Genomic DNA, 16,648 nt, shown 5'->3' with positions numbered 1-16,648 from the left:
CCTCAAGGGCCCATTTCAGGCTTCGACCGGTACCATCTCCTCTATCCCCAGAAACGCTTCGACCCGCCGGCGCTCGTTCAGGGTGTCCAGGTAGCCCAGCTTGATCAGCTGCTGGCAGTAGCCGGGATAGAACATCAGGAAACTGGCCAGGCTGCTGGTCTCGTCCCCCGTCACCCCCAGTACCCGCAGCAGGCGGCGCAGGTGCACCGGCAGCTTGCGCAGATAGGCCAGTGCCAGCAGATCGAGATCCTGGCTCGGCTTGAGCACGCAGGTCTCCACCCGTTTGAGTTTCAACCGGTTGCGCTCCCGCTCCGGGATGAGATCCAGGGTCTGGTTGATGCGCCACAACCGCTCCAGATCCGAGTTGAGGGTGTCGGTGAAGACGGTGTCCAGCAGGTGGCTGGCGATGTTGGAGCTGGTCAGGTGGCCATGGTGGAAGGTGGGCGCCGTGTGCGCCGGCGGATCCAGGGTGATCAGCAGGATCCGCTCCGCCCCCAGGTGGATGGCGGGGCTGAGCGGGCTCAACTGATGGATGGAGCCGTCGCCGTAGAACTTGTCGCCGATGTGGGTGGCCGGGAAGACGAACGGCAGCGCCGAGGAGGCGAGCAGGTGATCCGAGGTGAGCAGGGTGCGCAGCCCGCGCCGTCTGGCCCGCTCCCACGGCAGGTGCTCGGCTCGCCCCTGAAAGAAGGTGGTGGAGAGGCCGTCGTCGTAGTCGGAGGCGGTGATGGCCAGCGCCTCCAGACTGCCGTAGAGGATGTTGTCATCGATGCGGTGATAGTCGATGAGCTGATCCAGCAGGCGGCGCAGCGGCGCGTTGTCGAACAGGTGAAAGGCGTGGTTGGTGTGGGGGTTGATGAGCCCTGCCGAGCCCTCATACATCAGCCGCCACAACAGGCGCCCTGGGTGAAAGTCAAAGATGTGGTGGGTCTCGAAGCGGCGCCAGACCCACTCCAGCTTGCGCACTCCCAGATGAAAGCAGGAGGCGTAGCAGGCCAGCGCGGTGACATTGATGGCGCCGGCCGAGGTGCCGCACAGGATGGGAAACGGAATGCCGAGATTGCGGGGATAGAACTCGGCGATCGCCTTGAGGGCGCCGACCTGATAGGCGGCGCGGGCACCACCACCGGTCAACAGAAGAGCTGTGTTGGGTTTGGCCATGATACTGCGCCTTATGCATGCCACTGGGGGTGTTGCCACCGAGCAATTTAACTATAAGACGCTGTATCAAATATAAAAACAGGCCTGCCAACCATTTTTTGCAGGCCCTTTTTGAGGCTGTTCAGTTGGCGTGGCGAGCGGCGCTCAGCTGATCGAACGCGGCGAATGCGGGGGCACTGGCGAGGATGCGGCCGTGGCCGAGGCCGCGGGTGCTCACCAGCCGGGTGCGGCCATCCTGAGTGGCGCGCTGGGAATCGCCGTGCGGGGCGAAGCGGTCCTCCTCGTCGTGCACTATGATGGCGGGCCCCGTGCGGCCGGCGAGCCGCCCCAGCGGGTCGACCGTGCTCAAGGGGTGCTGGTACTCCTGCTCAATCTCCTTGACCACCGCATCGAACAGCCGGATGGAGTAGCCGGAGCGCGCCACCATGCCGTAGAGCTGGGGCACGTAGTCGAGCACCGGCGAGATGAGCAGCAGCGGCAGGGCATCCAGCTCGCGTCGGCGGCTGGAGAGGGTGACGGCGCCCCCCATGCTGTGGGCGATGACGCCCTGCAGCGGACCGCACTCGGCCGTCATCTTTTCCACCAGTTCGTCGAAGGCGCGCACGAAGCGGGGCAGGTGGCCGGTATGGCCGGCGCTGTGGCCGTGGGCCGGGTGATCGTAGGCAATGGCCGTGAAGCCCTGGGCGGCGATGTGGCTCATCAGCGGGTAGAACTGGCCAGCGCTGCCTGACCAGCCGTGCATCAGCAGCCAGACCGGCCCCTGGCCGAGCCGGTAGCTCATCAGGGTGCCTTCGCTGGTGTGCACGGCCTGTTTGACCAGTCCGGCCGGCGCCGTGTCATCCCGCTGGTTGCGCTGGGGGGTGAGCAGCAGCTTGCTGGCGGTGCGCTTGGCATGAGCGGGGGCCAGGGTGTGATGCAAGCGGGTGCCAAGGCCAAGCAACCATTTGCTCGGGCTGAAGCGGCGGGTGTTGAAGTAGATCTTGCTGCTCATGGTCATCCTGTGGTTTTTATGTGCGAACGGTCGTGCTTTTTTGTCGGTTTTAAAAAAGAGAGGTCAATCCATCAGCACCAGCCATCCAGCAACAACTCCACTTCTGGCCAGAAGTGGCGGGCCGGATCCTGACACAGATCGAGGGCATTGAACACCTGATCCGCCAGATAGAGGCCATAGAGGCGATAGACGGCGCGCCAGGGATCCATGTCGCTGCGCCACTCGCCCTCGCTCTGTCCCTGCACCACCTGACGGGCCAGGTAGTCGAGCCAGAAGCGCACCAGCTGGCGGGCGGCCTGCTGCACCTCCCCCTCCTGGGCCGAGGTCCAGGCGTCGAGGAACATGCAGCGGCCGGCGAAGCACTGGTTCCAGGCCAGCCAGGCCTGCAGCAGGGCCGTCAGCTTCGCTCGCTGGCTGCCGTGCTGTTGCTGGCGCACCGGCTGGATCACCCGCTCCCGGAACACCTCGGCGGCGTACTCCAGCACGGCGATCTGCAGGTTGTCGCGGGACTGGAAGTGGGCGAACAGGCCGCTTTTCGACATCTCGCAGGCGCTGGCAAGGGAGCCGATGGTGAGGCTCTCCAGCCCCTGCTGGCTCGCCTGCTCGAACGCAGTCTGCAAAATGTTGTCGCGGGTCAGCCGGCCCTTGCTCATCGCACTCTCCTTCATTGACCGGAGCAGCATAAAGTACGACCGTGCTATTTGTCGAGCGGCGAATCGGCTTGCAAGAGGGAATGAGGCGGGTTTAGTCGTCCTTGATATCCATCTGCTGCAGGGCGATGACCGCCTGGGTGCGGTTCTTGACGCCCAGTTTGCGGAAAATGGCAGTGATGTGGGCCTTGATGGTGGCCTCGGAGACGTTGAGCTCCCAGGCGATCTGCTTGTTGAGGCTGCCGTCGCGCAGCATCACCAGCACCTTGTACTGCTGGGGGGTGAGGCTGGCCAGCTTGCTGGCAAAATCGGTGCCCTCACAGGGCTCGGGGTGGAGCGAGATGCCGGCCGGCACCCAGTTGTCACCCCCGATCACCGTATTGAGGGCGTTGACCAGCTCTTTCATCGGCGCCGATTTGGGGATGAAGCCGAGCGCGCCAAGGCGCAGCACCTGCTGGATGATGGCGGGCTCTTCCGAAGCCGATACCACCACGATAGGCAGGTCGGGATACTGGCCGCGCAGGTGGGCGAGACCGGAGAAGCCGTTGGCCCCCGGCATCTTGAGATCGAGCAGCAGCAGGTCGACTTCCGGGTGCTCACCCAGCAGGTGGGCCAGGCTGTCGATGGAGTCCGCTTCCAGCAGCTGGGCATCGTCGATGGCCATGTGCACCGCTTGATAGAGGGCGCCCCGAAACAGGGGGTGGTCATCTGCGATGACGATGGTAAATTGGCTGTCCATTGCTCACATTGTTGCTAACTGATTGTTTTGGAAAATCAAACTAGCACCGCTCCCGGAGAGGGTCAAACCTGCCGGCGCGCAAATGTGAAGCGGCCGTCGGATGTCGTGCCATTGGGGCAGATGGGATGGTCATGAACAACCCATGCAGGAGGCAATAGATGGGATCTCTGGTATTGACGGTGGGCACCGGCTCCACCTGGGCGATGCGGGCGGCGCTGGTGCTGGCCATGAGCGGGCTGGAGTGGCAGGAGCAGGTGTTCGACCTGGAGGATGCCAAGGAGCTGCAGCGGCTCAAGCGGCTGGCCCCCGCCGGCCTGGTGCCCTGGCTCGATCATGACGGTGTGCGGATACACGACTCGCTGGCCATCGCCGAGTACCTGCACGAGCTCTGCCCCGCGCGCCGGCTCTATCCCGAAGCGCGAGCCGAGCGGGCGCTGGCCCGCAGTCTCTGCGCCGAGTTGCACGCCGGTTTTCGCCAAATCCGTACCCTGCTGCCCTTCTTCCTCGGTGCCCCGACCCGTAGCGAACCGCCGGTGGAAGCCATTGGCGAGCTGGCCCGGCTGCAGACCATCTGGTCCCAGGCGCGGGGGCCATTCTATTTTGGCGAGGCGGGGATCCTCGATGCCTTCTATGCGGTGATGGCCTACCGGCTGGCGAGCTACGGCATCCAGCTGCCGGGGCAGGCGGGTGCCTATCAGCAGGCGCTGCTGGCTTGGCCGCTGTGGCAGCAGACCCTGGTCAAGGCGCGTCTGCAGTGGCCGGCGGCCGCTCATCAGCCGCAGTGAACCCGCGGGCATAACCGCTGTAAACAGCTTGTGTAAACAGAGAGGGGAGCCACTGGCTCCCCTCTCTGTTTGGGTTTGATTCCTTAAGCTGGATTACGGCTGGCGGCCGGCGAACACCACCACCACCTTGTCATCTCCCTTCTCCCGCACAAAGGCATAGGGGCTGTCGGCCAGTTTCTTGTGGCTGCCCGCCGCCACGGCCGGGTGGGCGGCGCGGAACTGGCCGAGCCGCTGCCAGTGCTTGACCAGCTCGGCCTTCTCGCCGCTGGCCAGCTCCTGCCAGTTCATGTCGGAACGCAGCGCCTGATCGAACACGCCGCCATCTTTGGCGAGCCCGCGGCCGGACTCATCGCCGTAGTAGATCTGGATGCCGCCCGGCAGCAGCATGAAGCTGCTGGCGACCCGGCGCTGCAACGGCACGTCCTGATAGTCGCCGAAGAACAGCTTGGTGTCGTGGGAGCTGATGTAGCTCAGCACGTTGAACTCGGGATCCTGATTGATGCGGCTGGCGTAGCTGGCATAGGTGGGCTCGGCGCTGGCCAGACACTGGGCCTGGGGCAGGGCGAACTCGCGCTGGTAGTCGAAGTTGATCAGCGAATCGAAGCCGTGTCGGTACCAGAAATCCTTGGCAACCCCGTGATCCCACACCTCACCCACCATGTAGAAGGGGAGGTCGTCGAGCTTCTTGGCCGAGTTGGCTGCCTTCCACTCCTTGAGTGCGGCAGTGCCCGCCTGTTTTAGCTTTGCCCACACCTCGGGCTCCAGATGCTTGACGGTGTCGGCCCGAAAACCGTCGATGCCAAAGCGGCGCACCCAGTCGGTGTGCCAGGTGATGAGATAGTCGCTCACGGTAGCGTTGGGCAGCGGCTTGGCTTTGGTATCTTTTTTCGCCGTCAGCAGCGGCGGCAGCCCCACCGGCTTGGTTGATTCGGTGAGGAAGTCCGGCAGCCCCGCCACCGAGCCGGTGACGTCGTCGGTGCCGGGCTGCGGGTAGCCGGGCAGGCCAGCCCGCACCCAGTCACCGCTCCACCACTGGTCCCACTTCGGCGACTGGTAGTCGATGAACTGGTTGTAGCCATGCCAGTTGAGGCCGCCGCTCGGGCGCCACTGGTTCCAGCGGGCCGGCAGTTTGCCGGTGTTCTGGGTGAGGTCGGTGAGCCCCAGATCTTGCAGGTCGGCGAGGGTGGCGTAGCCGGCGTGGTTCATCACCACGTCGAGGATGATGCGCATGCCGCGCTTGTGGGCCTCGTCCACCAGGGTCTTGAGGCTCTCCTCGTCGCCGTAGTTGGGATCTATCTTGGTGAAGTCGAGCGCCCAGTAGCCGTGATAGGCGTAGAAGGGGAAGTTGCCCTGCTCGCCACCGCCGATGAAGCCGTGCACCTGCTCCACCATGGGGGTGATCCAGATGGCGTTGATGCCAAGCTGCTTGATGTAGTCGAGCTTGGCAGTCAACCCCTTGAAGTCGCCGCCGTGCCAGGTGGCCACTTCATCCTGACCGTCCTTTTGGCGCCCGAAGCTGTGGTCGTTGGCGGGATCGCCGTTGTTGAAGCGGTCGGTCAGCAGGAAATAGACGCTCGCCTGATCCCAGCTGAAGGGGGCCGCGGTGGCCGCCTTGACTGGCTCGAGCAGCAGCAGGCCGCCGCTCTCTTTACTCGGCGTCAGGGTCAGCTTGCCGCCCTTGACCACCCCTTGCTGGCCGGAGTAGGCGTCCCGCAGCTGGGTGCCGTCGGGCCAGACGCCTTTCAGGGATACGGTAACCGGGCCGCCATCCCAGCTGATGCAGGGCTCCGCTGGCGGCTGGCGTTTGAACTCACTCTTCTTGGTGGCTCGCAGCACCTTGAGGCTGGGAGTATCCGGGTTGAAGGTGAACTGATAATCCCCCGCCAGCATCACCCGCAGGTTGAAGTGCTGCCCCTTGCTGCACTTGTCCATGGGCTGGGCGGTGCCGAAGGGGAGCGGTTTGACCTCGCTCGGGCCGAAGCTGGTGCCGCAGCTGTTGCCTGCGTCGCTGATGCGGATCTGGTGGCTCCCCTTGGTGAGCGGATGGGTCATCTGCACCGCCCCCTTGTCCAGCGTCAGCGGCGCGCCGACCGGCTGGTCATCCACGTAGAGGCGTACCTCGGCGGCCATGGCCTGATGGAGGAAGAGGGGGCTGGCCAGCAGGGCGAGCCAGAGGGAAGAAACCGAGAGAGTGCGACGCATAAGCCATTCCTTGCTGGGGTTAAGCGGACCAGATTGCCGTCAATGGGGCTCATTCTAGGAGGCATGAGGGCGGGCTTGGACAGGCAAACCGTCGATTTGTGACATCAGTTCAAATGGTTACGTTTTCAAGAATGGAAAAGTGTGAGCGGGGTGTCGCGCCCATAAAAAAGCCGGTCGATAGACCGGCTTGTTGCATTACCACTTTCGTCACACGGTGAAGAACTTGAAGTTGACGAAGGCCACCGCGATGAAGGAGGCCACCATGCCGCTCAGGCAGAGCACGGCCGGGCGAATGGCCGGCCAGCGATGAGTCAGCAGGATGATCGCCAGCATGGTCGGATAGAGGCCGAACATGTAGCGCGGCATGGCGTTGAGCCCTGTCATCAGCGGAATGGTGCAGCAGATGAACATCAGGGTCGCCTCGGCCCAGCGCTTCTGGCTGAACAGATAGAGGTTCAGAGCCCAGCCAAACATCACCATGATGGAGAGGTAGGATTTACGTCCGCCCAGCTCGAAGCCGCTCAGCCACCAGTCCAGCGGGCTGTCCATGTAACGGCCCCAGGCCACCTGGATGTGCTTGAACGCCAGCGCGTCACCGGTGAGGTGATAGAGGTAGAACATGTAGGCGAACAGGCCGAGCGGGATCATCCAGAGGGTGAACACCACCTTGAAGGCGCGCTCGGTAAAGCGGAAGAACTCGCGCCAGCCGTAGGCCTGCAGCGCCAGGATCAGCACCGGGAACACCATCATCACCCCCAGGTTGCGGGTGGCGGAGATGAACACGCCGAGCAGCGCCACCATCAGCCACTGCTGGCGATAGGCGAACAGGAACATCCCCAGCATCAGCGCCATGAACATCGACTCGGTATAGCCGGAGACAAAGTAGGCGGAGAAGGGGGAGAAGGCGAGCAGCCAGACGCCGAAGCGGGCGGTGTCGTCACCCAGCTTGAGCTGACGCAGCACCAGCAGCATCAACGGCAGGCTGATGAAGAACGCCAGGTTGGCCACCAGCATCAGGCCGATCAGACTCTCGACGTTGAGCAGGTTGGAGATGGTGCCTGAGATCATCGGGTAGAGCGGCATGAAGGCCCAGTTGGCCGCATTGCCCTTGCTCAGCCAGCGCGGGTAGAGATCGTAGCCGTTCTCGATGATGCGCTGGAACCAGACGCAGTCGAACTGGCAATAGGCCTGCAGCGGGCCTATGTCGGGGGAGCCGTAGAGCTGCACGCCGAAATAGCCCATGCCGTAGAGGGCGGCCCGGCTCAGCACGAAGGCGGCGATGATCATCAGCCAGTCACGGCTGCTGATGGCCAGTGACGGGCGATAGGGGCCCGCATTGTCAGGGGTGATGGAGGTAGTCATGTCATTCATCAGGCAAATACCCAGATCCTGGAGAGGAGGTAGGTGAGCACGGTGACCGTCAGGGTGGCGATCACCACCGGCAACAGACCGGAAAGACCCGCAAACAGCAGACCGCTCAATATCAGGTTACGCACCGCCAGCGAGAAGAGGGCAACCAGCAAGAACTTGCTGGCGGCACCCTGCTTCTGGAAGGTGATGTAACGGTGACCGAAGAAGGAGAACCAGAAGGCGATGGCAAAGGCCAGCGTCGTCACCAGGTGCTCCGAGATGGTGGGCCAGGTGTGAAACAGGGTGATGGAGGTGCCCAGATCGACGAGGGTGGCCCCCCCGCCGACAAACCCGAAACGTACCAGCCGCCAGAATTCCTCGCGGGAGATCATTGAGACGCCTGCTCCTGCTGGTCATCAGCGGCTTTCGCAGCAGCAGCCTTCTTGCCGGCGCTCTTCTTGCTGCCGGTGGCGGCGTCCTGCTTCGGCTCTTCATCCTGCTTGGCATACTGGCCGTACACCCCTTCGATGAGGTAGACAGGGCGCTGCTTCACTTCCACGAACATGCGGCCGATGTACTCACCGATGATACCGAGCGACAGCAGCTGGATACCGCCGAGGAACAGCACCACCGACATCAGGGAGGCGTAACCCGGCACGTCGATGCCGAAGAAGACCACCTGAGTGACGATCTTGAGAATGTAGAGGAAGGCGACGAAGGAGACGCCGACGCCGACGTAGCTCCATACCCGCAGCGGCCAGCTGGAGAAGCTCATCAGGCCGTCGAGGGCGAAGTTCCACAGCTTCCAGTAGTTGAATTTGGTCTCGCCGGCGTGGCGGGCGGGGCGCTCGTAGGGCACGCCGACGGCACGGAAACCGGCCCAGGCGAACAGCCCCTTCATGAAGCGGTTGCGCTCCGGCAGCTGCTTGATCGCCTCGACCACCTTGCGGTCGATCAGGCGGAAGTCGCCGGCGTTCTCCGGCAGCTTGGTGCTGGTGGAGAGGGCGTTGAAGAAGCGGTAGAAGCCACCGGCGGTGAGGCGTTTCATCGGGGTGTCGGCGCTGCGATCCACGCGGATGCCGTAGACGGTGTCGTAGTCGCCGGTCTGCCACAGCTTGACGAATTCGAGAATGAGCGCGGGCGGATCCTGCAGATCCACGTCCATCGGCACCACGGCATCACCCTTGGCGTGATGCAGGCCGGCGGTCATGGCTGCTTCCTTGCCGAAGTTGCGGGCCAGGTTGACCAGGGTGACGCGTGGGTCGCGGGCGATGGCCTGCTCGACGACTTCACGGGTGCGGTCGCGGCTGCCGTCGTTGACGAATACAATTTCCAGCTGATCCTTGAGCGGCGCCAGTTCGTTATCTATCGCGTTGATGAAGGCATCTATGCTCTCTTCCTCGTTGTAAACGGGAACGATCAGAGAGAGTCGAAAATCGGCATGCGACATGAAAACTTCCTTATTTGGAAAATTATTTTATAAAACAGCGTATTGGAGAATACGTCTTATTGGGCGACGGTCAAGCGCACCGACTGGACATTGAGCGGCGTCGGGGCGGAGAGCGCCAGAAAGTTGGGACGCTTGGGGTCCGAGGTCAGCGACTCGCCCGGCAGGCTGAGACGGATCTCGTTGATGCCGGCCTTGGCCAGCTTGACGGTGGTGGTGAAATCGTGGCCCAGTGCCACCTTGAGCAGAGCACCGGCCTGCGGGCTGTTGACCCGGGCCTGGATGGTCAGCTGTTCCGGCTGTGCCTGTTGCTTGGGCAGCACGAAGTAGAGGCCACCCTGGCCGCTCAGTTCGGTGCCGTCCGCGCTCGGTTTCTTGGCCCAGCCTTCGCTGGAGAGGAAACGGCTCGGCTTGGTCAGATTGAGCTCGTTGCCAGGCTGATAGGTCATGCTGGAGTTGTGCTCCCAGAAGCGGGTCTTGCCTTCCAGGTAATAGAGCTTGTAGGCCAGGCTCACGTTGGGGTGGGCGGCCAGGTAAAGGGTATAAAGGTAGAAACCACTCAGCGCCATGATGGCGGTCAGAAAACCAAACTTTTTGTACGTCATATCACTCTCTGCGCCTCACGGTTTGTAGGCTGATTTCGCGCATATGCTAATCCAATTGCAAAAAAAGCATAGTGGATCACAAAAATATATTTGGTCACATATTAACCCCTTTTCGGCCGGTGTTCCAAATGTTGCTGTTCCCGTATTTTACCTGCCCTGGCGAGCCGGAGATCCGGCGCAGGCCGGGGGCATTTCAGGCCCGGCTCCGACAAGCATAAATGAGGGCACCGCTCACGCGGTCGGGAGCCTGCATCGCTGTGGCAGGATCTGTCGCCATTTTGCCTAGGCCGATTTATGATGGCGTATCACGCAGTCAAGGATGACCCATGAAGCTGAAACTCTGCTGCTGGATGCTCTGCTTGCTGGCGCCGCTGGCCTCGGCAAACAGTCTGTGTCCCTCGCCCTTGCGGGTCGGTTTTGACAACTGGCCGCCTTATCACTATTACGCCGCCACGGCGGCCGGGCAGAAGGAGCTGCGGGGCTTTGCTGTCGAGGCGCTCACCGCCATGCTCAAGCGGCTCGACTGCAAGGCCAGCTATGTGGAGATGCCCTGGAAGCGAGTGCTGCACGGTCTGTCGCTGGGCTCGGTCGACATCGCCATGGAGGCCTATTTCAATGAGGACCGCGCCCGCTATGCCTGGTTCTCCGATGCCTACAATCCGGGCCGCAGCGCGCTCTGGATCCGCAAGTCATCCTCCTACCCCGAAACCGATCTGGCCAGCTGGCTGGCCAGCGGCCATACCCTGGGCATCACCAAGGACTACTACTATGGGGCCGAGATCAGCGAGTTGCTGCGCCGTTATGCCGCCCAGGTGAGCGTGGTCAATGACGAGCAAAACTATGGCAAGCTGGTGCTGGGGCGCATCGACGGCTTTCTCGGCGATGTGCTGGCCACCCCCTGGGGCCTGAAGGAGGAGGGGCTGAGCGATCTGATCGTCCCCCACACCATGGCCGTATATGAAGCGCCGACCTTCTTCATGTTCAGCAAGAAGCGGCTGTCACCCGAATTTGTCAGTGCGTTCAATCGCGAACTGGCTGAATTTAAAGCAACAAATGAGTATGACATTATCTGGCGGCGCTACGCGCCCACCAGCTAGTAAAGTCGCGGGCATTCACGCATCATGAGCGCCTTGACCGCCGGGTCTGACAGGCTGAAGTGAACCGATCTTGAGGTAAGCATGGGGAAGAAGTATTGGCTGGCATTGGCAAACCTGATCTGGCTGGGCTGCTGGCCGGCGGCCATGGTACAGGCCAGCGAGGGCCAGGTGGTGGTAAGCAATGCTGCGATGCAGCACGACTGGTATCAGAACAGCACCGCGGAGCAAGCCAGGCGTGAGCTGGAGCTGCAACTGCAGGAAGCCGTGCTGGCCCAGTTGCACCCGGATTTTTACACGCTCTGGAAGAAGCTGCAGGCCAAGCCGGCGGATCAGCGTGGCGCCCTCTATGACGAGGCGTTCGGCAAGCTGGCCCGGTTCCAGCAGGCGTGGCGGGCCATGGATCTGGTCTCCCGCGAGCAGATGCAGACCCTCAAGCTCAACCTCAACAAGCCGCTGGCCCACGAGCCGGCCGGCGACAACCTGCTGGAGCAGGTCAGGCAGCTCAGACCCCAGGTCGCGGAATATGACGCGGTGCGCGAGGAAGTGCGCAAGCTGCTGGCGCTGCCCATGGCCAAGAAGTGGCCGACCCTGACCATGCCGACCCTGCGGGCCGGTGAAGTCTCCCCGGAGCTGGGCCAGATCCGCTCCATCCTCAACGAGCTGGGCGACACTGCCCCGCGCCATGATGACGCCACCTACGACGCCGAGACCCTGCAGGCCGTCAAACAGTTCCAGCGCCGCCACGGCCTGACCGCCGACGGCATCATAGGCCGGCAGACCCGCAGCTGGCTCAATACCGGGCCCGAGGTGCGCGCCAGCCTGCTGCTGCGCAACCTGTGGCGCCGCGATCTGGTGGATCAGCTCTCCGGCGCCCGCTACGTGCTGGTCAACATCCCCGACTATCGGCTGAGCGTGGTGGAATCCGGTAACGAGGTATTCACCAGCCGGGTGATCGTGGGCAAGGAGCAGCGGGCGACCCCGATCCTTGCCAGCGAGATCCGCTCCATCGTGCTGAACCCGGCCTGGCACGTGCCGCGCTCCATCCTGAGCAAGGACATTCTGCCTAAGCTGGGACGGGATCCCGCCTACCTCAATCGCGAGCAGTTCGAGGTGATCGACGGCGAGGGCAATCCGGTACAGTTCACCGAAGAGGGCTGGCAGCAGGCGCTGGCGTCCGGCTTCCCCTACCGGCTGCGGCAAAAGCCGGGCGATCACAACGCACTGGGCCGCTACAAGTTCTATCTGCCCAACAACGAGGCCATCTACCTGCACTCCACCCCGCGCAAGGCGCTGTTCGAGCAGGGCGCGCGTGCCTTCAGCTCAGGTTGCATCCGGGTGGAGCATGCCGACGATCTGGCCGAGCTGCTGCTGGCGGACTCCCGCTATCAACCGGACAAGGTGGCCAGCATCCTGAAAGAGACCCAGACCAAGTGGCTGCCACTGACCACCCCGATCCCGGTGTTCACCGTCTACTGGAGCAGCTGGATCGACGAGGATGGACGTCAGCAACTGCGCAACGACATCTATGGATTTGATCGAGTCAGCTACCAGAGTCGCTTGCTGTGATCCTCGCCACAGAGTGAAAAGCCCGGCCTGCGCCGGGCTTTTTCATGGCCCCTTGCGGTTTGACAGCGGCCGGCGCGGCGGGTAGTTTCAAGCGCCTGTATCAAATTCATTCAACGGTTTCACCTCAACATAGCGATGGACGGACAAGGGATGCTTGATCAAGAGATAAGCCGACGTCGCCTGCTGCTGGGTGCCGGTTGCCTGCTGGGGGGCTCGCTGTTGTCCTTCCCCGCCACGGCGAGCCGCAGTACGGCAGGACGTGAACTCAGTTTCTTCAATCTCAATACCGGCGAGCGGGTACGCGCCAGCTATTGGGAAGACGGCCGCTACCTGAAAGACGGGCTGGCCGAGCTCAACCACATCTTTCGCGACTACCGTCGCAACGAAGTGTTCAACATCGACCGCAAGCTGTTCGACCAGCTCTACCTGCTGCAGCACAAGCTGGGTCGCCACGGCGAAATCCAGCTCATCTCGGGCTATCGCTCCCCCGTGACCAATCGCCAGAAGCGCAGCCGCAGCCGCGCCGTGGCCAAGCACAGCTACCATACCCTGGGGCAGGCGGTGGATGTGCGCATTCCCGGAGTTCAGCTGGCGCACCTGCGCAAGGCGGCGCTCCATCTCAAGGTGGGCGGCGTCGGTTACTACCCGAGCGACAACTTCGTTCACCTCGACACCGGGCCGGTGCGCAGCTGGTAACGGCCGGCTGCGGGCCACAGCTGCCCGGCGGGTGACTGGCCAGCGGGGTGGCCGAGCTGGTAGGCTCTGGACACCATGCAGAGGAGAACCAGATGAAACATATTTTGCTTGGCGGGCTGATTGCCCTGCTGCTGACCGGTTGCGGCAAGCTCAACCGTGAAAACTACGACAAGCTCAAGATGGGGATCAGCTACGCCGAGGCGAGCAGCATCCTCGGCAAGGCCGAGCGTTGTGACGATGCACTGGGGACCACCAGCTGCATCTGGGGTGACGAGGGCAAGAACATCAAGATCCGTTTCATCGCCGACAAGGCGACCTTCTTCAGCTCGGAAGGGATCAACTGAGGCAGCCACAGCCCGGTTGCCCATATAAAAAAGCGCCTTCCTGGAGTATATAGTGAAAACTATGTATCTTGTCTAGTGAGTGAGTGAACCCCACGCCACTACTGGCTTTGCTGTAAGCACAGAATCGTACATGCTATGTATTATGGTGTGTACGATTTTTTTATGCCATCACTAGGCTAGCTATCCAAGGCTGACGTATCAGCGCCTTTAGGTGTTTCATTCAGTGGGGAGATTAGTCATCCTGGTCAACATCAGCCTAGGTCGGAGAGCAATCGCCTCATTTCGTCTTCTGGGTTGTACTGCTTGCAGGGCTCGGCTTGCTTCAATGCGTGGTTTACTTTTCTGGTCATCCCATGCAGTGAAGTGTCGAAATCCTGCTGGCATTGGTTCAGGGCTTTCTCGATTGCGATCTGCGCATGGAACAGCTCCCTACCCTGTAGATGGTCAGTAGCTTTTTTGACGGCACCTCGGTACATAGTGTCGAGGGTATCCTCGCTTTTAGCGCGTTTGAATCGGGTGAGCATGTTTTCATAGCTAAAGAACACAGTGTTATCTATGTCGATGATTTTTTCTTTCATACCGCGCTTCTGACTCAGTTAGGTGAAAAGTGCATGAGGGCTGTGATCCAGGTTCGTGCGAGAACATTTTACTAAAATGCAGTTGACATAGAAAGGCACCAAAAGACCACCCCCGCAGTCAACTTGCAATCAATCTCTACCCCCAGGGCGGCCAAAACTGCCCCTCGGACAATAACGCACCGCGACAATATACTCATGCTCCCGCTCTGGGTGGGGGCCAAAGAGTCCAGCAGGCAGACTCATGTGATGTGGACTTTAAAGCTATTTCTATTTGCCTTTGCATAGCTTATTTTATGTTCAATACCTAACGCCCATAGAACTTGAAGCAATTTAACATGGTCATCACTGCCTATTTTTTCGCCAATAATGACCCTGACTAATGAATCAGGATCATATGGCTTTTCACCAGAACATTTGGCAATAAAACGAAACTCTTGTTCATCTTTAAAAGAAGAAGGTTTGTTAAAAAAACACACATCATAGATGCGCTGTAAGTTTTGGAATTTAAATTCGACGCCAGGAAGATTTTCTAATCCCCATGATTCGTTTATCAAGTTGTCGCTGGACAGCAATGGCCCATGTGTTTGATAATTTACACGGTGAAATTTTTCAACATCATCTTCAATGCCATCTATGAATTTATCGGAATCAAACACTAGGCAAAAACCTTTAAGGGCATTACCATAGTGAGCCCACATAAATGGTGATTCTTCAATTGAAGAGTGTTCTCCTGACGCCATAGAAAGAATTCCTGTATTTTTCAGTTCTGAAATATCTGGGATATAAAAATCAGGAGGAATATGATCGAGCAGACGAAACATACCTTCTGTCGGGTCGTTCAATTTGATCGGTGTTGAAAAGTACAAACGATAGTAAGCCAGTGCTTTTATTGAATAATCATTTACGGTTTGAAATTTATAAAGTTTCATGAATATATCACCTAATCTTTGAACAGATAAACATCAACCTTTGTATTAAATTTATTGTCATCAAGAATTAGCACTTCCGCTCGATAGCCCTGCACTAACAAACCAAAGACTCTCGTCCAAGCTTGTGTGAGATTAAGTAACCTACCATAGTCTTCACCAAATTTATTTTTGAAAACAATATCCATAAGATTAAAACTATCAAGGTCTTTTATCGGATCAAGGTAAAGAGTATCGCCCATCGAATACTTACACTGATACAGCTCGGCATCCGTTTTAAAATGATTATTTCCCAAGTAACGGCGGTTATAGTTGTACTCTTTAAATACCAACCTTAGCTTTCCATTTTTTGCAGCTTTGGCACTTAATAACTGCTCACGCAACGTTTTTGTGTATTTTTCTCGCTCCTGCTCAAGCTCGCTCTTTAATTCTGACTCACTAATAAAATTGACGAGTATTAGAGGTAACCCCTCATCAGTATCTTGGAGTACAAATTCAGCGCTAGCCCATTGCGAAAGTTCACGTTTCAACTTATCACCGATTTCAGCAACTTTTCCTACGCCACCACTCGTATGGGGTCGATAAAGTGCTTGTCTTTGTTCGTCTTTCGATATCCAAAAAGGAATTGATTTGTTTCGTTCACAATGAGTCAAGTTGTAAAAATTAATATCAAAAAACGAAGGCAACCATTCACTAGGATTAGCTATCAGTAATTGTCGAAACTTGATATATAAATCCATCAGCATGTTCGTGTCATTAACAGCGGAATGTGCAGGTAAAAGTGTGGTTTCAAACTGAGTGCAGGCATCTACCAAAGATATCGATTTGAAACGCTTCAACTTTGAACGAATGGCATCCATTAAGCAAATGCTATTATTTTCTATCTGCCTGTATTTTTCTGTTAGCAAAGGATTTTTTGAACTAATTCTCATTGCTTTGCAATCGAATGCGACATTATAAGAAATCAACTTTTTCCCACTCAGCAGAGAGAGTATATTTTCCTCCTCTTGTTCATATCTAGGTGCATCAATCAAATCAATCTCAGATATTTTATGAACTTGATATGCTTTGTCGCTGATTTGTTTATATGGCTTAAAGCGTTTATGATAAACAATCCCATCTACGGAGCGTAAACACAACTCGATAATTTCTGGTTCATTAAGGCTTGTTGTTTCAGTATCGATAAATATGCAATCAACAAGTGGAGCATCTATGATAAGAGACTGGTGACAATTAATAGCAGATGTATAAGTTAGTTCTGATTCTATTGAAAGTGGCATCTTCTGCCGAGGTGAAACAACTCTTGCTGATGAACCTTCAAATGGACTTGAAACTGAGGCGGGCTTTGATGATTCCTTATCTGTCGTCATTCCGGTGTCATCATTGATAGCAGGTGTATTAGTTAGCTCAATTCCAATTGAAAGTGGCATTCTTTGGTAATCCCCCCATTTTTAGGGGCATTCAAAAGTAGAGGTCATGCGGCCTGTGCCAGACGCTGTTTCGGCGTGTAG

17 protein-coding genes are annotated in these 16,648 nt (G+C 58.8%); 5 read left to right on the top strand and 12 right to left on the bottom strand.

All coding sequences use genetic code 11. The annotated features are described in order from the left end of the window. Positions 1-15 precede the first annotated feature (15 nt). The 4 genes from PG899_RS14985 to PG899_RS14970 all read right to left on the bottom strand — a co-directional run bounded on the left by PG899_RS14985 (position 16) and on the right by PG899_RS14970 (position 3,541). A complete protein-coding gene (locus PG899_RS14985) occupies positions 16-1,161 on the bottom strand; it encodes a patatin-like phospholipase family protein (protein WP_024946021.1) in 1,146 nt (381 codons plus the stop codon). 121 nt (positions 1,162-1,282) lie between these two features. After that, positions 1,283-2,152, bottom strand: coding sequence for an alpha/beta hydrolase (locus tag PG899_RS14980; protein ID WP_179101407.1), 870 nt, complete (start codon positions 2,150-2,152; stop codon positions 1,283-1,285). A gap of 71 nt (positions 2,153-2,223) precedes the next feature. Next, the gene (locus PG899_RS14975) at positions 2,224-2,805 is read right to left on the bottom strand and encodes a TetR/AcrR family transcriptional regulator (protein ID WP_077096230.1); all 582 of its coding nucleotides are present in this window, start codon (positions 2,803-2,805) and stop codon (positions 2,224-2,226) included. 91 nt (positions 2,806-2,896) lie between these two features. Continuing rightward, positions 2,897-3,541 (bottom strand): response regulator transcription factor, encoded by a 645-nt coding sequence (locus tag PG899_RS14970; RefSeq protein ID WP_077096229.1) that lies wholly within the window; start codon positions 3,539-3,541, stop codon positions 2,897-2,899. 158 nt (positions 3,542-3,699) lie between these two features. Between PG899_RS14970 and PG899_RS14965 the strand changes: the two genes are divergently transcribed. Continuing rightward, the gene (locus PG899_RS14965) at positions 3,700-4,326 is read left to right on the top strand and encodes a glutathione S-transferase (RefSeq protein WP_060388782.1); all 627 of its coding nucleotides are present in this window, start codon (positions 3,700-3,702) and stop codon (positions 4,324-4,326) included. Positions 4,327-4,419: 93 nt separating this feature from the next. Here PG899_RS14965 and PG899_RS14960 read toward each other — a convergent pair whose 3' ends face one another. The 5 genes from PG899_RS14960 to PG899_RS14940 all read right to left on the bottom strand — a co-directional run bounded on the left by PG899_RS14960 (position 4,420) and on the right by PG899_RS14940 (position 9,930). Further along, entirely contained in the window at positions 4,420-6,528 is a 2,109-nt protein-coding gene (locus tag PG899_RS14960; RefSeq protein ID WP_077096228.1) for an alpha-amylase, read from the bottom strand. 207 nt (positions 6,529-6,735) lie between these two features. Further along, the gene (locus PG899_RS14955) at positions 6,736-7,899 is read right to left on the bottom strand and encodes a membrane protein (protein WP_011705134.1); all 1,164 of its coding nucleotides are present in this window, start codon (positions 7,897-7,899) and stop codon (positions 6,736-6,738) included. Beyond that, positions 7,899-8,270, bottom strand: a complete 372-nt coding sequence (locus tag PG899_RS14950) for a GtrA family protein (protein WP_077096227.1) — start codon at positions 8,268-8,270, stop codon at positions 7,899-7,901. The genes PG899_RS14955 and PG899_RS14950 overlap by 1 nt, the downstream gene beginning before the upstream one ends. Then, the gene (locus tag PG899_RS14945; protein ID WP_029301561.1) at positions 8,267-9,328 is read right to left on the bottom strand and encodes a glycosyltransferase family 2 protein; all 1,062 of its coding nucleotides are present in this window, start codon (positions 9,326-9,328) and stop codon (positions 8,267-8,269) included. Before PG899_RS14945 ends, PG899_RS14950 begins: the two co-directional genes overlap by 4 nt. 56 nt (positions 9,329-9,384) lie before the next feature. Continuing rightward, positions 9,385-9,930, bottom strand: coding sequence for a hypothetical protein (locus tag PG899_RS14940; RefSeq protein WP_016349902.1), 546 nt, complete (start codon positions 9,928-9,930; stop codon positions 9,385-9,387). Positions 9,931-10,256: 326 nt separating this feature from the next. On the opposite strand from PG899_RS14940, the gene PG899_RS14935 reads away from it, so the two are divergent. From PG899_RS14935 to PG899_RS14920, 4 genes are all read left to right on the top strand, one after another. Next, positions 10,257-11,027, top strand: coding sequence for a substrate-binding periplasmic protein (locus tag PG899_RS14935; RefSeq protein ID WP_143238989.1), 771 nt, complete (start codon positions 10,257-10,259; stop codon positions 11,025-11,027). A gap of 81 nt (positions 11,028-11,108) precedes the next feature. After that, complete coding sequence (locus tag PG899_RS14930; protein ID WP_049048373.1) at positions 11,109-12,593, top strand: L,D-transpeptidase family protein; 1,485 nt, start codon at positions 11,109-11,111, stop codon at positions 12,591-12,593. A 150-nt stretch (positions 12,594-12,743) separates the two neighbouring features. Continuing rightward, entirely contained in the window at positions 12,744-13,289 is a 546-nt protein-coding gene (locus tag PG899_RS14925) for a DUF882 domain-containing protein (RefSeq protein ID WP_029301559.1), read from the top strand. A gap of 92 nt (positions 13,290-13,381) precedes the next feature. Continuing rightward, on the top strand, positions 13,382-13,633 hold the full coding sequence (locus PG899_RS14920) for a hypothetical protein (RefSeq protein WP_005303367.1): 252 nt from the start codon (positions 13,382-13,384) through the stop codon (positions 13,631-13,633). A gap of 251 nt (positions 13,634-13,884) precedes the next feature. On the opposite strand, the gene PG899_RS14915 is transcribed toward PG899_RS14920, so the two are convergent. The 3 genes from PG899_RS14915 to PG899_RS14905 all read right to left on the bottom strand — a co-directional run bounded on the left by PG899_RS14915 (position 13,885) and on the right by PG899_RS14905 (position 16,567). Beyond that, the gene (locus PG899_RS14915; protein ID WP_270697461.1) at positions 13,885-14,211 is read right to left on the bottom strand and encodes a hypothetical protein; all 327 of its coding nucleotides are present in this window, start codon (positions 14,209-14,211) and stop codon (positions 13,885-13,887) included. 239 nt (positions 14,212-14,450) lie between these two features. After that, positions 14,451-15,140 carry a DUF2971 domain-containing protein gene (locus PG899_RS14910; RefSeq protein ID WP_270697460.1) on the bottom strand — a complete coding sequence of 230 codons (690 nt, stop codon included), beginning with the start codon at positions 15,138-15,140 and terminating at the stop codon, positions 14,451-14,453. An 11-nt stretch (positions 15,141-15,151) separates the two neighbouring features. Beyond that, positions 15,152-16,567, bottom strand: a complete 1,416-nt coding sequence (locus PG899_RS14905) for a 3'-5' exonuclease (protein ID WP_270697459.1) — start codon at positions 16,565-16,567, stop codon at positions 15,152-15,154. Positions 16,568-16,648: the final 81 nt, after the last annotated feature.

This window comes from Aeromonas sp. QDB39, from assembly GCF_027707585.1.
In the GTDB taxonomy this organism is placed as follows: Bacteria; Pseudomonadota; Gammaproteobacteria; order Enterobacterales; family Aeromonadaceae; genus Aeromonas; species Aeromonas hydrophila.
Note: the sequence above shows the minus strand (reverse complement) of the source record. Positions and strands in the feature narration are given on the sequence as shown.

Excerpts from the sequence above, each read along its gene's own strand:
- PG899_RS14985 (WP_024946021.1), bottom strand. The coding sequence starts at position 1,161 with ATGGCCAAACCCAACACAGCTCTTCTGTTGACCGGTGGTGGTGCCCGC.
- PG899_RS14980 (WP_179101407.1), bottom strand. The coding sequence starts at position 2,152 with ATGAGCAGCAAGATCTACTTCAACACCCGCCGCTTCAGCCCGAGCAAA.
- PG899_RS14975 (WP_077096230.1), bottom strand. The coding sequence starts at position 2,805 with ATGAGCAAGGGCCGGCTGACCCGCGACAACATTTTGCAGACTGCGTTC.
- PG899_RS14970 (WP_077096229.1), bottom strand. The coding sequence starts at position 3,541 with ATGGACAGCCAATTTACCATCGTCATCGCAGATGACCACCCCCTGTTT.
- PG899_RS14965 (WP_060388782.1), top strand. The coding sequence starts at position 3,700 with ATGGGATCTCTGGTATTGACGGTGGGCACCGGCTCCACCTGGGCGATG.
- PG899_RS14960 (WP_077096228.1), bottom strand. The coding sequence starts at position 6,528 with ATGCGTCGCACTCTCTCGGTTTCTTCCCTCTGGCTCGCCCTGCTGGCC.
- PG899_RS14955 (WP_011705134.1), bottom strand. The coding sequence starts at position 7,899 with ATGAATGACATGACTACCTCCATCACCCCTGACAATGCGGGCCCCTAT.
- PG899_RS14950 (WP_077096227.1), bottom strand. The coding sequence starts at position 8,270 with ATGATCTCCCGCGAGGAATTCTGGCGGCTGGTACGTTTCGGGTTTGTC.
- PG899_RS14945 (WP_029301561.1), bottom strand. The coding sequence starts at position 9,328 with ATGTCGCATGCCGATTTTCGACTCTCTCTGATCGTTCCCGTTTACAAC.
- PG899_RS14940 (WP_016349902.1), bottom strand. The coding sequence starts at position 9,930 with ATGACGTACAAAAAGTTTGGTTTTCTGACCGCCATCATGGCGCTGAGT.
- PG899_RS14935 (WP_143238989.1), top strand. The coding sequence starts at position 10,257 with ATGAAGCTGAAACTCTGCTGCTGGATGCTCTGCTTGCTGGCGCCGCTG.
- PG899_RS14930 (WP_049048373.1), top strand. The coding sequence starts at position 11,109 with ATGGGGAAGAAGTATTGGCTGGCATTGGCAAACCTGATCTGGCTGGGC.
- PG899_RS14925 (WP_029301559.1), top strand. The coding sequence starts at position 12,744 with ATGCTTGATCAAGAGATAAGCCGACGTCGCCTGCTGCTGGGTGCCGGT.
- PG899_RS14920 (WP_005303367.1), top strand. The coding sequence starts at position 13,382 with ATGAAACATATTTTGCTTGGCGGGCTGATTGCCCTGCTGCTGACCGGT.
- PG899_RS14915 (WP_270697461.1), bottom strand. The coding sequence starts at position 14,211 with ATGAAAGAAAAAATCATCGACATAGATAACACTGTGTTCTTTAGCTAT.
- PG899_RS14910 (WP_270697460.1), bottom strand. The coding sequence starts at position 15,140 with ATGAAACTTTATAAATTTCAAACCGTAAATGATTATTCAATAAAAGCA.
- PG899_RS14905 (WP_270697459.1), bottom strand. The coding sequence starts at position 16,567 with ATGCCACTTTCAATTGGAATTGAGCTAACTAATACACCTGCTATCAAT.